General features: G+C 54.9%; 16 protein-coding genes. 8 read left to right on the top strand and 8 right to left on the bottom strand.

From position 1 onward, the window contains the following. Positions 1–70: 70 nt before the first annotated feature. The gene (gmhB, locus tag RT120_RS21680; RefSeq protein WP_409515076.1) at positions 71–646 is read right to left on the bottom strand and encodes a D-glycero-beta-D-manno-heptose 1,7-bisphosphate 7-phosphatase; all 576 of its coding nucleotides are present in this window, start codon (positions 644–646) and stop codon (positions 71–73) included. A gap of 188 nt (positions 647–834) precedes the next feature. Here gmhB and metN point away from each other — a divergent pair, with 188 nt between their 5' ends. The 6 genes from metN to proS all read left to right on the top strand — a co-directional run bounded on the left by metN (position 835) and on the right by proS (position 6409). After that, entirely contained in the window at positions 835–1866 is a 1032-nt protein-coding gene (gene metN, locus RT120_RS21675; RefSeq protein ID WP_312985937.1) for a methionine ABC transporter ATP-binding protein MetN, read from the top strand. Further along, a complete protein-coding gene (locus tag RT120_RS21670) occupies positions 1859–2512 on the top strand; it encodes a methionine ABC transporter permease MetI (protein WP_002437008.1) in 654 nt (217 codons plus the stop codon). Before metN ends, RT120_RS21670 begins: the two co-directional genes overlap by 8 nt. Positions 2513–2544: 32 nt before the next feature. Continuing rightward, positions 2545–3360, top strand: coding sequence for a methionine ABC transporter substrate-binding lipoprotein MetQ (metQ, locus tag RT120_RS21665; protein WP_312985935.1), 816 nt, complete (start codon positions 2545–2547; stop codon positions 3358–3360). A gap of 115 nt (positions 3361–3475) precedes the next feature. After that, positions 3476–3880 (top strand): Rcs stress response system protein RcsF, encoded by a 405-nt coding sequence (gene rcsF / locus RT120_RS21660; RefSeq protein ID WP_125293581.1) that lies wholly within the window; start codon positions 3476–3478, stop codon positions 3878–3880. After that, on the top strand, positions 3877–4584 hold the full coding sequence (tsaA, locus tag RT120_RS21655; protein WP_312985933.1) for a tRNA (N6-threonylcarbamoyladenosine(37)-N6)-methyltransferase TrmO: 708 nt from the start codon (positions 3877–3879) through the stop codon (positions 4582–4584). The genes rcsF and tsaA overlap by 4 nt, the downstream gene beginning before the upstream one ends. Before the next feature lie 106 nt (positions 4585–4690). Then, positions 4691–6409 carry a proline--tRNA ligase gene (gene proS, locus RT120_RS21650; RefSeq protein WP_312985931.1) on the top strand — a complete coding sequence of 573 codons (1719 nt, stop codon included), beginning with the start codon at positions 4691–4693 and terminating at the stop codon, positions 6407–6409. A gap of 42 nt (positions 6410–6451) precedes the next feature. On the opposite strand, the gene nlpE is transcribed toward proS, so the two are convergent. Genes nlpE through RT120_RS21635 form a run of 3 tightly spaced genes read right to left on the bottom strand, consistent with a single transcriptional unit; the run spans position 6452 to position 8148 of the window. Further along, complete coding sequence (gene nlpE / locus RT120_RS21645; RefSeq protein WP_312985941.1) at positions 6452–7150, bottom strand: envelope stress response activation lipoprotein NlpE; 699 nt, start codon at positions 7148–7150, stop codon at positions 6452–6454. 33 nt (positions 7151–7183) lie between these two features. Then, positions 7184–7606 carry an alternative ribosome rescue aminoacyl-tRNA hydrolase ArfB gene (arfB, locus tag RT120_RS21640; protein WP_312985929.1) on the bottom strand — a complete coding sequence of 141 codons (423 nt, stop codon included), beginning with the start codon at positions 7604–7606 and terminating at the stop codon, positions 7184–7186. Continuing rightward, positions 7603–8148, bottom strand: coding sequence for a YaeQ family protein (locus RT120_RS21635; RefSeq protein ID WP_312985927.1), 546 nt, complete (start codon positions 8146–8148; stop codon positions 7603–7605). Before RT120_RS21635 ends, arfB begins: the two co-directional genes overlap by 4 nt. Before the next feature lie 213 nt (positions 8149–8361). On the opposite strand from RT120_RS21635, the gene RT120_RS21630 reads away from it, so the two are divergent. Both RT120_RS21630 and rof read left to right on the top strand, forming a co-directional pair. Next, complete coding sequence (locus tag RT120_RS21630; RefSeq protein ID WP_165460343.1) at positions 8362–8562, top strand: YaeP family protein; 201 nt, start codon at positions 8362–8364, stop codon at positions 8560–8562. Further along, on the top strand, positions 8549–8809 hold the full coding sequence (gene rof, locus RT120_RS21625; RefSeq protein WP_165460344.1) for a Rho-binding antiterminator: 261 nt from the start codon (positions 8549–8551) through the stop codon (positions 8807–8809). Before RT120_RS21630 ends, rof begins: the two co-directional genes overlap by 14 nt. Before the next feature lie 43 nt (positions 8810–8852). Here rof and RT120_RS21620 read toward each other — a convergent pair whose 3' ends face one another. The 4 genes from RT120_RS21620 to RT120_RS21605 are packed head-to-tail and all read right to left on the bottom strand — an operon-like array spanning position 8853 to position 13012. Beyond that, on the bottom strand, positions 8853–9167 hold the full coding sequence (locus tag RT120_RS21620) for a c-type cytochrome (protein WP_409515075.1): 315 nt from the start codon (positions 9165–9167) through the stop codon (positions 8853–8855). Between the two features lie 2 nt (positions 9168–9169). Further along, entirely contained in the window at positions 9170–10453 is a 1284-nt protein-coding gene (gene tilS / locus RT120_RS21615; RefSeq protein ID WP_312985924.1) for a tRNA lysidine(34) synthetase TilS, read from the bottom strand. Further along, positions 10450–10839: a VOC family protein gene (locus RT120_RS21610; protein ID WP_312985922.1), complete on the bottom strand. Its 390-nt coding sequence runs from the start codon at positions 10837–10839 to the stop codon at positions 10450–10452. The genes tilS and RT120_RS21610 overlap by 4 nt, the downstream gene beginning before the upstream one ends. 37 nt (positions 10840–10876) lie before the next feature. Further along, a complete protein-coding gene (locus RT120_RS21605) occupies positions 10877–13012 on the bottom strand; it encodes a lysine decarboxylase LdcC (protein ID WP_312985920.1) in 2136 nt (711 codons plus the stop codon). Positions 13013–13157: the final 145 nt, after the last annotated feature.

The raw sequence follows: 13157 nt of genomic DNA, 5'->3' as shown, positions 1-13157 counted from the left end.
GCATTATAGGGAGTAATCAGAATCTGACAAGCCTATTTTTCAAAATAATTTCCGACTGCTCACCTTTTAATCATTGCGCCGTTTTTTGCCGCGTTTTGATGGCTTCCGGCAGCTTTGCAAGGCTATCCACCACCCAGTCTGCTGCTTTTTCGGCCTCTTCCGTCACCGGTTTGCCGGAACGCACCAGCACTTTTGTTCCCACGCCTGCCGCCTGCGCTGCCTGCATATCTTCCAGCTTATCGCCGATCATATAAGAAGCGGCCATATCAATGTCCAGATAGTCACGCGCAGAGATCAGCATCCCAGGCTGGGGTTTGCGGCAATCGCAGCTCTGACGAAACTCGTCCACCGCCCCTTCCGGGTGATGCGGGCAATAGTAGATGCCATCCAGGTCCACGCCACGATCGGCCAGCGACCAGTCCATCCACTCGGTGAGGATTTCAAATTGCGCTTCGGTAAATTTACCGCGGGCGATGCCTGACTGGTTAGTCACCAGCACCAGCGCAAAACCCATTTCTTTTAATTCGCGCATGGCGTCAATCACACCATCGATAAATTCGAACTGGTCAATCTCATGTACATAACCATGATCGACATTAATAGTGCCGTCACGATCGAGAAAAATAGCGGGCATCGATTTAGCCACCGGTAGAACTCCTGCATATAAGTAATGCGCGTAGTATCGCATGTTTCCCTCTGTGAGAAACAACTCATCACGCACAGCAGATTGATTTAGACGTCTGGATGCCTTAACATCCATTTCATGTACGGTCATCCGCCGTATCTGGCAAAACAAAATGCCACGGCTCACTCTCATACGATAATAAATAGCTAATGATCAAACTTTCGAATATCACCAAAGTGTTCCAGCAAGGGAACCGCACCATTCAGGCGTTGAATAACGTCAGTCTGGACGTTCCTGCCGGGCAAATTTATGGCGTGATTGGCGCATCCGGCGCAGGTAAAAGTACGCTGATTCGCTGCGTGAATTTACTGGAGCGCCCAACTCAGGGCAGCGTTCTGGTTGATGGACAAAATCTCACGGCGCTTTCCGAGTCACAGCTGACCAAAGCCCGCCGCCAGATTGGCATGATTTTCCAGCACTTTAATTTGCTCTCTTCCCGTACCGTTTACGGTAACGTTGCGCTGCCGTTAGAACTGGATAACGTCCCGCGTGAAGAAGTAACGCGCCGCGTCACCGAACTGTTGGATCTGGTTGGTCTGTCTGAAAAGCACGATGTCTATCCGGCTAACCTGTCCGGCGGCCAAAAGCAGCGTGTTGCTATTGCTCGCGCGCTGGCCAGCAATCCGAAGGTGCTGTTGTGTGATGAAGCCACCAGCGCGCTGGACCCGGCAACCACCCGTTCTATCCTCGAACTGCTGAAAGATATTAACCGCCGCCTCGGTTTAACCATTCTGTTAATCACGCATGAAATGGACGTGGTGAAGCGCATCTGCGATTGCGTCGCCGTGATCAGCAACGGCGAGCTGATTGAACAGGATACAGTGAGCGAAGTGTTCTCCCATCCCAAAACGCCATTGGCTCAGCAGTTTATTCAGTCCACTCTGCATCTGGATATTCCGGAAGACTACGCTCAGCGTTTGCAGCCTACCGCGCAGGCAGACTCGGTGCCGTTATTGCGACTGGAATTCACCGGCCAGTCGGTGGATGCGCCGCTGCTTTCCGAAACCGCACGTCGTTACAACGTGAACAACAACATTATTAGCGCCCAGATGGATTACGCCGGCGGCGTGAAGTTCGGAATTATGCTGGCTGAAATGCACGGCTCTTCCGAAGAGACGCAGGCGGCTATCGCGTATTTGCAACAACATCATGTAAAAGTAGAGGTTCTGGGTTATGTCTGAAGCAATGATGTGGTTGCTGGTTCGCGGCGTATGGGAAACGCTGGCGATGACCTTCGTTTCCGGTTTCTTCGGCTTTGTGCTGGGCCTGCCGGCAGGCGTACTGCTGTATGTTACCCGTCCGGGGCAGATCAATGAGAACGCCAGCGTTTATCGCGTGCTGTCCGCGTTAGTGAACATCTTCCGTTCCATCCCGTTCATTATCTTATTGGTGTGGATGATTCCGTTTACCCGCGCCATTGTCGGCACTTCCATCGGTTTGCAGGCGGCGATTGTCCCGCTGACGGTCGGCGCTGCGCCGTTTATCGCCCGTATGGTAGAAAACGCCCTGCTGGAAATCCCGTCGGGGCTTATCGAAGCGTCCCGCGCGATGGGCGCAACGCCGATGCAGATCGTGCGCAAGGTCTTGTTGCCGGAAGCGTTGCCGGGGCTGGTTAACGCCGCCACCATTACGCTGATCACTCTGGTTGGTTACTCCGCCATGGGCGGCGCGGTAGGCGCAGGCGGTCTGGGGCAGATTGGCTATCAGTACGGTTATATTGGTTATAACGCTACGGTGATGAATACAGTATTAGTATTACTGGTCGTTCTGGTGTATCTCATTCAAATCTCCGGCGATCGCATCGTCCGGGCTGTCACGCATAAGTAACAAACACAACATCTAAAGAGTAAGGAATCGCTATGTCTTTCAAGTTAAAAACTTTCGCAGCAGTCGGTGCGTTGATCGGTTCTCTGGCGCTGGTTGGCTGTGGTCAGGAAGAAAAAGATCCGAACCACATCAAAGTGGGCGTGATTGTCGGTGCGGAACAGCAGGTTGCTGAAGTCGCTCAGAAAGTCGCGAAAGAGAAATACGGCCTGGACGTTGAGCTGGTGACGTTCAACGATTACGTTCTGCCGAACGAAGCGCTGAACAAAGGCGATATCGACGCTAACGCCTTCCAGCACAAACCGTACCTCGATCAGCAGATCAAAGACCGTGGTTACAAACTGGTTTCCGTTGGCAACACCTTCGTTTACCCGATTGCCGGCTACTCCAAAAAAATCAAATCTCTGGATGAGCTCCAGGAAGGCGCACAGATCGCCGTTCCTAACGACCCGACCAACCTGGGCCGTTCCCTGCTGCTGCTGCAGAAAGTGGGCCTGATCAAACTGAAAGACGGCGTGGGCCTGCTGCCGACCGTACTGGACGTCACTGAGAACCCGAAAAACCTGAAGATTGTTGAACTGGAAGCACCGCAGCTGCCGCGCTCCCTGGACGATGCGCAGATTGCCCTGGCCGTTATCAACACCACCTACGCCAGCCAGATTGACCTGACGCCTGCGAAAGACGGTATCTTCGTGGAAGATAAAGACTCCCCGTACGTGAACCTGATCGTGGCACGCGAAGACAATAAAGACGCGGAAAACGTGAAAAAATTCGTACAGGCTTACCAGTCTGACGAAGTGAACGAAGCCGCGAACAAAACCTTTAACGGTGGCGCTGTTAAAGGCTGGTAATTCGTTTCTTCAATAAGTACGACATAAATATTCAGGACGGGCGCACGCCCGTCTTGTTATTTGTGCAGGCACCTGATTCAATAACCTACGATTTAATCATGATTGAGGATAAATTATGCGTGCTTTACCGATCTGTTTGCTGGCACTCATGGTGAGCGGCTGTTCAATGATAAGCAGATCCCCTGTAGAACCTGTCAAAAGCACGGCAGCACCGGCTAAAGTCGAGCCCGCGAAACCGCAGGCTCCGCGCCCTGCCCCCGTCAGAATTTATACCAACGCGGAAGATTTGGTTGGTAAGCCATTCCGCGATTTAGGTGAAGTGAGCGGTGAATCGTGCCAGGCGTCGAATCAGGACTCTCCGCCGAATATCCCAACCGCACGCAAGCGTATGCAGATTAATGCCTCAAAAATGAAAGCCAATGCCGTATTGCTGCACAGCTGTGAAGTGACCAGCGGTACGCCAGGTTGCTACCGTCAGGCCGTTTGCGTGGGTTCAGCGTTAAAAGTCTCTGCCAAATGAGTCAGTTCTGCCTTGAGCAGATAGGCGTTATCCGTTCGCCCTATAAAGAAAAATTCGCAGTCCCCCGCCAGCCAGGCCTTGTCACCAGCGGGGGCGGCGAGCTTCATCTTCTTCCACCCTACAACAACCCTGACGCGGTGCGTGGTCTGGAAGACTTCAGCCACATCTGGATAGTCTTCATTTTCCATCAAACCATGGAAGGCGGCTGGCACCCTACCGTTCGTCCTCCCCGGCTTGGCGGCAACGCGCGGATGGGCGTTTTCGCGACCCGTTCCACGTTTCGCCCTAATCCGGTGGGCATGTCGCTGGTTGCACTGGAAGGAGTTCGCTGCCATAAAGATCAAGTGGTGCTGCAATTAGGCGGGCTGGATCTGGTTGACGGTACGCCAGTTATCGATATCAAACCCTATCTGCCTTTCGCAGAAGCGCTGCCAGACGCCCGCGCAGGTTACGCCCAACAGGCACCCAACGCCGCGATGGCGGTGTATTTTACCGATGACGTGCAACACCAAATGCGCCAACGCCATGCGCGCTATCCTCGCCTCGAACAGTTTATCCGCGAGGTGCTGGCCCAGGACCCGCGTCCGGCCTACCGTAAAACGGAAGATCCCGGTAAAACGTACGCCGTCTGGCTGCTGGATTTCAACGTGCGCTGGCGCGTAACCGAAACAGGCTGCGAAGTGTTTGCACTCGAAGCGCGTTAATTTCGCACCCTTCTCTTTTGGCAATCCGGCCTCGCTGGTAAACTAATTCACTTTACTTAAGTCAGGCCATTTGCCTGTATCTGAACCATCTAATGGAATCGTAATAATGCGTACTAGCCAATATTTGCTCTCCACTCTGAAGGAGACACCCGCCGACGCCGAGGTTATCAGCCACCAGCTGATGCTGCGCGCCGGGATGATCCGCAAGCTCGCCTCCGGGTTATACACCTGGCTGCCGACTGGCCTGCGCGTCCTGAAAAAAGTCGAAAACATCGTGCGTGAAGAGATGAATAACGCCGGTGCTATCGAGGTGTCAATGCCAGTGGTTCAGCCAGCCGATCTGTGGCAGGAGAGCGGGCGCTGGGAGCAGTACGGCCCGGAATTATTGCGTTTTGTCGATCGCGGCGAGCGCCCGTTCGTGCTCGGTCCGACTCACGAAGAAGTCATCACCGATTTGATCCGTAACGAACTGAGTTCTTATAAGCAGTTGCCGCTCAACTTCTTCCAGATCCAGACCAAATTCCGTGACGAAGTTCGCCCGCGTTTCGGCGTGATGCGTTCGCGCGAGTTCCTGATGAAAGACGCTTACTCTTTCCATACGTCTCAGGAATCCCTACAGGCGACTTATGACGCCATGTACGAGGCGTACAGCAAAATCTTTACCCGTATGGGATTAGATTTCCGTCCGGTTCAGGCGGATACCGGTTCTATCGGCGGTAGCGCATCGCACGAATTCCAGGTACTGGCGCAGAGCGGCGAAGACGATATTATTTTCTCCGACACCTCCGATTACGCCGCCAATATCGAACTGGCTGAAGCCGTTGCGCCGAAAGCGCCACGCGCGCCAGCGACTCAGGAAATGCATCTGGTCGATACGCCGAACGCCAAAACTATCGCTGAACTGGTTGAGCAGCATAGCCTGCCAATCGAGAAAACGGTGAAAACCCTGCTGGTGAAAGCCGTAGACGGCAGCGCTTATCCGCTGGTGGCGCTGTTAGTGCGCGGCGATCATGAATTGAATGAAGTGAAGGCAGAGAAACTGGCGCAGGTGGCCAGCCCGCTGACTTTCGCAACCGAAGCGGAAATCCGCGCCGTGATCAACGCCGGTCCTGGCTCTCTTGGTCCGGTGAACATGCCGATCCCGGTTGTGATTGACCGTTCCGTGGCCGCAATGAGCGATTTCGCCGCAGGTGCCAATATCGACGGTAAACACTACTTCGGCATTAACTGGGATCGCGATGTGGCGACCCCGGAAGTGGCGGATATTCGCAACGTGGTCGCAGGCGATCCGAGCCCGGATGGCCAGGGTACGCTGCTGATCAAACGCGGTATCGAAGTGGGCCATATCTTCCAGTTAGGTACTAAGTATTCTGAAGCGCTGAAAGCTTCCGTTCAGGGGGAAGATGGCCGCAACCAGACGCTGACCATGGGCTGCTACGGTATCGGTGTAACCCGCGTGGTTGCCGCTGCGATCGAACAGCATCATGACGACCGCGGCATCGTGTGGCCTGACGCCATCGCGCCGTTCCAGGTGGCGATCCTGCCGATGAACATGCACAAGTCTTTCCGCGTTCAGGAGCTGGCTGAGAAACTTTATAGCGAACTGCGTGCGCACGGCATTGACGTACTGATGGACGATCGCAAAGAGCGTCCGGGGGTAATGTTTGCCGATATGGAGTTGATTGGTATCCCGCATACCGTGGTGATTGGCGATCGCAACCTCGATAGCGACGAGATCGAATATAAGTATCGTCGTGAAGGCGAGAAGAAAATGATTAAAACCGGGGATATTGTGGATTACCTGGTTAGCCAGATTAAGAAGTAACGCTCACGCCCTGCACCCGCAGGGCGTTTTTTTTAGCGGCGATTAATCATCGCAATCTGCACCGGGCTTGAACGCACCCGTGTTATCCGCCACCAGCGTTTTCTGCATAGCGCCGCTATCCGGGTTAGCCTGCAATACGAAGTGCGCTTCAATATGCAGCAATACTGGTTTCATTTCTCCCTGCTGCGCGGCAGAAAATCCCCGCTCCAGCTGCGCGTTATTCACTACCGGGAAACGCTTGCCGGTAACGCAATCCGTGAATACCGCCGCATCGGCCATATAGAAGTACATGCCTTTCATCGCCATCGGCGTAGCGGGCAGCGCGGCTTTGGATGGCTTAAGCGTATAGTTCAGCTGCGACGCAATCGGGTTGCCCTCGCGATCGAGCATCTCCAGGTTTTCACCTTTTACGCGAAAATAGCGCTTTTCCCCATTGGTGTCGGTGAGCACCAGCTTGTCTGCCGTACGCGCCCATTGGCCCCATGACGCAAATTGGGTCGGTTGCGGCGCGCCCTGATAGCGCTGGTTCATCACCCAGGTGCCGTCTTTTTCGAGAAACAGCGCGGTGTCGATACCTTCGCAGTCGGCGCACGGCAGCAGGCCGCGAAAGCTTTGCTGCATCGCTTTGGCTTCCAGCGGCTGGACGGCCCGGAGCCCCTGGACTTCGCTGCGGTGATTACAGCCGATCAATAAAAATACTCCGCAGGCGATAGCGGCGGAGATAAGCGGAGTTTTTGACATCATATCCCTGATTTTCAATGTTCTTTGCCTCAGTTAGTCTGACGTGCGGCGGATCTTCGCGCGTAGTGATTTGGTGGTGGACTTTTGCGCTTTTGACGTCAGGCGTCTCTCTTTCGACGCACGTGTGGGTCTTGTTGCTTTTCGATGCTTTTGTTCCGCAGTAAGTTCCCGTACCAGCGTAATAAAACGGGCAAGCGCCGCTTCGCGATTCATCTCCTGGCTGCGGTATTCCTGCGCCTTGATGATCACCAGCCCTTCCGCGGTAATCAAATGGTGGCTCGCCGCCAGCAGGCGCACCTTATAGCTTTCTGGCAGGCTGGAAGCGGCGATATCGAAGCGCAAATGGATCGCCGTCGAGGCTTTATTTACATGCTGCCCGCCCGCGCCCTGGGCACGGATGGCGGTGAAGGTGACTTCATCCTCGGAAATAGAAACGGTACGCGAAAAAACAATCATTCGGACGTGTGCCAGTTATCCAGCGTAATTTCCAGATTATTCTCACCTTCCGACAGCCAGATCAGGCCGTCCTGAAGCGTAGCCTGTATTGTCATACTTCGTGAAGCCAGTGCGCTCAGCTTTGCCAACTGCGCGTCATCCAGATACCAGATGGTCAGATTATCGTAAGTGCGAAACTTACTCTGGTTTTGCTGGCGCCAGATTTCCGCTGCCCGGCTGTTGTAGGTAAACAGCGCGACCTGGGCCGCCTGGCTACAGGCTTTCTTCAGGCGTCGCTCATCCGGCAGGCCAAGCTCGATCCACAGATCGATACCCAAATAATCATTACGCAGCCACAGTTCGGGCTCTTCTTCAGCGCTGAGCCCACGGGTAAACTGCAGCCGCTCATCGGCGTATTTGGTCCACGCCAGCAGGCGCAACATCAAACGCTCTTCGGTTTCAGACGGATGGCGCGCCAGCGTCAAGTTGGCGTCCAGAAACTGGTTTCTGTCCATGTCAGCAACATTCACGGTTGCTTTATAAATCGTTGCTTTTAAAGCCATAGGTCCCCCGAAAGACAATCGGCGGCTATTGTAGCGAAATTAGCGCGCCCGCGCCCGCCTCACCCGCCGCTTCGTACAGAATTCCCTGCTATGACTGTTAATGCCGCCAGAGTGAGTATGGTATAGTCACCTTGCTAAACAGAGTTAATATTCGTAGGCTTAGACTTGCATCCCACGATTCAGTCTGTAGTCAGGACTCTGACAGGAGGGCATGTGGAAAAGTATTGTGAGTTAATACGCAAGCGATATGCCGAGATAGCCAGCGGCGATCTGGGGTACATCCCCGACGCGCTGGGTTGCGTATTGAAAGTATTGAATGAAATGGCCTCAGATGAAGCCCTTTCTGAGTCGGTCCGGGAAAAGGCGGCCTATGCCGCCGCGAACTTACTGGTGAGCGATTATGTCAATGAATGAAACCTATCAACCCATCAATTGTGATGATTATGACAATCTCGAACTCGCCTGCCAGCACCACCTGGTATTAACGCTGGAATTGAAGAGTGGGGAAGTACTGAAGGCGCAAGCCAACGATCTGGTTTCACGCAAAAACGTCGAATATTTGATCATCGATGAAGCCGGAGCCTCACGCGAAGTTCGTCTCGATAAAATTGCCAGCTTCAGCCATCCGGAAATTGGCACCGTGGTGGTCAGCGAAGGCTAGTTAACAACCGAAACAATGAGGGCAGCCCGTTGGCTGCCCTTTTTTATGGCTTCTGGCTGGCGTAGTACGCCGCCAGATTATCAATATCTTCGTCAGACAAGCCGCTCACGTAGGCTTTCATCACTTCGGCCTGGCCGCCGCTGCGCTCGCCTTTTTTGTAGGCGTGCAGGGAATGCGCCAGATACTCTTCATGCTGCCCCGCCAGGTTCGGGTAAAGCGGTACGGAAACATTGCCCGTCGCGCCGTGGCAGGCTACGCACATCATCGCTTTTTGCTCGCCCGCCTTCGGGTCGCCTTTGGCTAAAACCGGCAAACTACAGGCCAGCAATCCTATTAAAACCGCACTACGCATCGTCATCGTTATTCTCCTTTCTGCCAGTCGATATGCCAGCATGCATGATCCTGAGCCTGCCCCTGACGCGTAACAAAGATGCCTGGAGCGGCAATTAATTGCTCACCGTAAAACAGCAGCGGCGTGGTATTCCGTCGCCAGGGCGGCACGGATAGCTCCTGCCAAAGCTTTTTGAGGTTTCGGCTACGTTCACGTCCGACGATTTGCCAGTTGCCTGGCGCATGAAAACGTACCGATACCTGTTCATCCTGATAAGGAGCCCGCACAGCATAGCCTGTCTGCGCCAGGCGTAATATCCCTAATTCGAGTGGGAGCTTTAATGGCGAGTAAGGCGGCTCCCAGATAACGGCCTGTCTACCTGGCGCGGCGCGGCGTTTGATCCACCAGAGTTGCCCCTGATAGCGCCGCACATCAAAGGCACCGATTTGCAGGCGCGGCGCGGCATCTTCCCGGCTCAACGCCACTTCTTGCCAGATCCGCTCCAGCATGGCGCGCGACGGCGGCGGCGCATCACGCTGAGTTAACCAGCGGCGCAGTAGCGCATTGCGACGGACCTGGCTCACCTCATTCAAAGGCGCAATCGTCAGGCTACCTTCCGGCGTCGTCAGCGACATTAGTTCGTCGGCTAACAGCTCATCAAGCAGCGCTTCCTGCTCGCCACACAGCGCTGCGCTGCGGGCCGCGCTGCGGGCAAAATGCGGCCAGCGCGCCTGAAGCAGCGGAAGGACGCGCAAGCGCAGAAAGTTGCGATCGTAACGATCGTCCTGATTGCTGTCGTCATCGATCCACGTGAGCTGATGCGCCTGGGCATAGGCCTCCAGGGCTTCACGAGACGTATTTAACAGCGGGCGCAGCAGGATGTTGTCGCCAAACGGCAGCGTTTCCGGCATTGCCGCCAGGCCAGCGGGCCCACTGCCGCGCTTCAGGGCCAGCAGCACCGTTTCGCACTGATCGTCGAGATGCTGCGCGGTGACCAGCGCTTCAGCCGGCTGGATAATCTGCGCAAAGGCGGCATAGCGGGCGGAGCGGGCCTGCGCCTCAATGCCCGAGCCATCGTTCTGCAATGTGACCCGTACCACCTCAAGCGGCACCGCCCAGCGCTCGCAAATCGCCTGGCAATGCGCCACCCACTCATCGGCAAAGGCGCTGATCCCGTGATGGATATGTACGGCCCTCAACTGTAGATCGTTCTGCTGGCGTAGCGCCGCCATCTGGTGAAGCAGCACGGTGGAGTCCAGCCCGCCGCTGAACGCCACCAGCACTTTGCGGTAGTGACTCTCCCACTGGATCATTCCTCATACAGCTCCAGCGGCAATCCATCGGGATCGTTGAAAAAGGTAAAACGCTTATCCGTGAAAGGATCGACACGGATCGGTTCGCAGGGAACGCCGTGCTTTTCGAGATGCGCTACCGCGTCATCCAGACTCGCGACGCTAAAGGCCAAATGGCGCAGCCCGCAGGCTTCCGGGCGGCTTGGGCGCTCCGGGGGGAACGGAAACGAAAACAGCTCGATGACGTAGTCACCCTTAAGCGCTAAATCCCCTTTCCATGAATCCCGTGCCTCGCGATATGTTTCGAACTGTAGCGTAAAGCCCAGAATGTCACAGTAAAACGCCTTACTGCGCGCGTAGTCGGTCGCGATAATAGCGATGTGATGAACCTTTTTTAAACCCAGCATACATTCTCCTTGTTGGCGTTAAGCCTTCGCGCCATCGCTACTGTTTTAAAACTCTGACCCGATAAACGCCATCTTCCCCGCGCTTTGCGCCGTGAATATCGGTTTCAAAACCGGGATAGTGGCGGCCAATCGAGCACAGCATCAGCAGGAAATCGAGTACCGCGCGGCTTTCCTGAGTGACCCGCTCGCCCGGCATCACCAGCGGTACGCCCGGAGGATACGGCAGGATCATATTGGCGGAAACCCGATTAATCAGATTATCCAGCTCAACGGTTTCAATATTGCCTTTCACCTGCTGTTGATACATCTGGTGCGGCGTAAGCTGCATTTCCGGCAGTACGTCGAAGGCTTTAAGCATTAACTGCGGCAGGTCGTGATGTTTGATCAGCCGATGGATGCCCTGCGCCAGATCCTGAATGCGCATATTGCGGTAAAAGTCAGGATCTTCAGCATACAGGTCCGGCAGCATGTTTTTCACCCGCAGATTCAGATCGTAGGCGCGCTTGAATTCCATGAGCCCGCGCAGCAAACCCATGGCCCGGGTTTTATCGATGCCGATACTGAACAGAAACAGCAGATTGTACGGGCCGGTTTTCTCCACCACCACGCCGCGCTCATCAAGAAACTTCGCCACCAGCGCGGCAGGGATACCCTCTTCCGCCATATTGCCGTGTTCATCCATGCCCGGCGTCAGGATAGTGACTTTCACCGGGTCGAGGAACATATGGTTTTCATCGGCATGGGTAAAACCGTGCCAGTCCTCACCGGGCGCAATCGGCCAGCAGTCGGCTTCTTCAATCGCTTCCGGCTGCCAGATATCGTAAAACCAGCCGTCGGCCTCTTCGCGCAGCCGCTGGACTTCTTTGCGGAAATGCAGCGCGCGCTCCACGGAGCGATTAATCAGCCGTTTGCCCGGGTTGCCACGCAGCATCGCCGCAGCGGTTTCAATAGAGGCCACCAGCGGATAGCTCGGCGACGTGGTGGTATGCATCATATAAGCTTCGTTGAACGTCTCTTCGTCGTAGTCGCCTTTAATATGGATCATTGACGCCTGGGAAAAAGCCGCCAGCATCTTGTGGGTCGACTGGGTTTCAAAGATGACTTTGCCCGGCGTGCGCTCGCCGCTCATGCCGCCTTTACCGCTATAGATGGGATGAAAGTGGGTATACGGCACCCAGGCGGAATCGAAATGAATCGACGGCACGTCGAGGGTCTGCTTAATCCAGTTGGTGTTGTACAGCAGGCCGTCATAGGTGGAGTTGGTGATCACCGCATGAACCGGCCACTGGGCGTTGGGCGTATTACGCACCTTTTGGGCGATGGATTCACAAGAAAACTCCTGCTGCGGAATGCCGCCGAGAATGCCCAGCGCGTTACGCGTCGGCTTCATCCACAAGGGGACAATGTCGCTCATCATCAACAGATGGGTCAGCGACTTATGGCAGTTGCGATCCACCAGCATGGTGCTGCCCGCCGGGGCGGCGTACATGCCAACAATTTTATTCGAAGTGGACGTGCCGTTGGTCACCATATAACTTTGTTCGGCACCAAACGTTCGGGCGATGTACTCTTCGGCTTCCAGATGCGGACCGGTGTGGTCGAGCAGCGACCCCAGCTCGGTAACGGAAATCGACACATCGGATTTCAGCGTATTGCCGCCAAAGAAGTCGTAAAACAGACAGCCCACCGGGCTTTTTTGGTAAGCGGTCCCGGCCATGTGCCCTGGCGTACAGAAGGTATATTTTCCCTCATGGACGTATTTGAACAGCGCCCGGGTTAACGGCGGTGTGATGTTATCAATATATTCATCGGTATACTGGCGGATGCGCTGGCCAATATCCTCTGCCGCCCCCAGGCCATATTCAAAAAACCAAATCGCCATGCGCATCTCGTGGGCGCTGACGTCCATCGTCGAGTGGGTATTGATAAAGGCATACAGCGGCAGATATTCATTGAGTTGATTGATATCGCCGCACAGCTCGATGCCGTGTTCGTCCCAGTCGAAAATCACGCCGCAGATGCGCGGGTTATGTTCAATCAGCTTCAGGAGATCGAGACTGTTTTTCGGCCATATAAGCTGGAAGCCCTGACCTCGCAGCGCCTGCTCCAGTTCCTGCATCGGCTCGTCTTTATAAAAGACCCCTTGCGGCCCCATAATGGCAATAATATTCAACGCTCACCTCCTGGCAAAAAATTCATCCTTAAGCATAGTTTACGCAACCTGCCCGCCGGGCGGCGAATAAAAAAAGGGCCGCTTACGCGATAATGCTTGTCAGTTAAGCTTTGAAGGTGGCCGCAGCGCGTAGCGCTGTGGCCTC

Source organism: Atlantibacter sp., from assembly GCF_032062175.1.
Taxonomy (GTDB): domain Bacteria; phylum Pseudomonadota; class Gammaproteobacteria; order Enterobacterales; family Enterobacteriaceae; genus Atlantibacter.
Note: the sequence above shows the minus strand (reverse complement) of the source record. Positions and strands in the feature narration are given on the sequence as shown.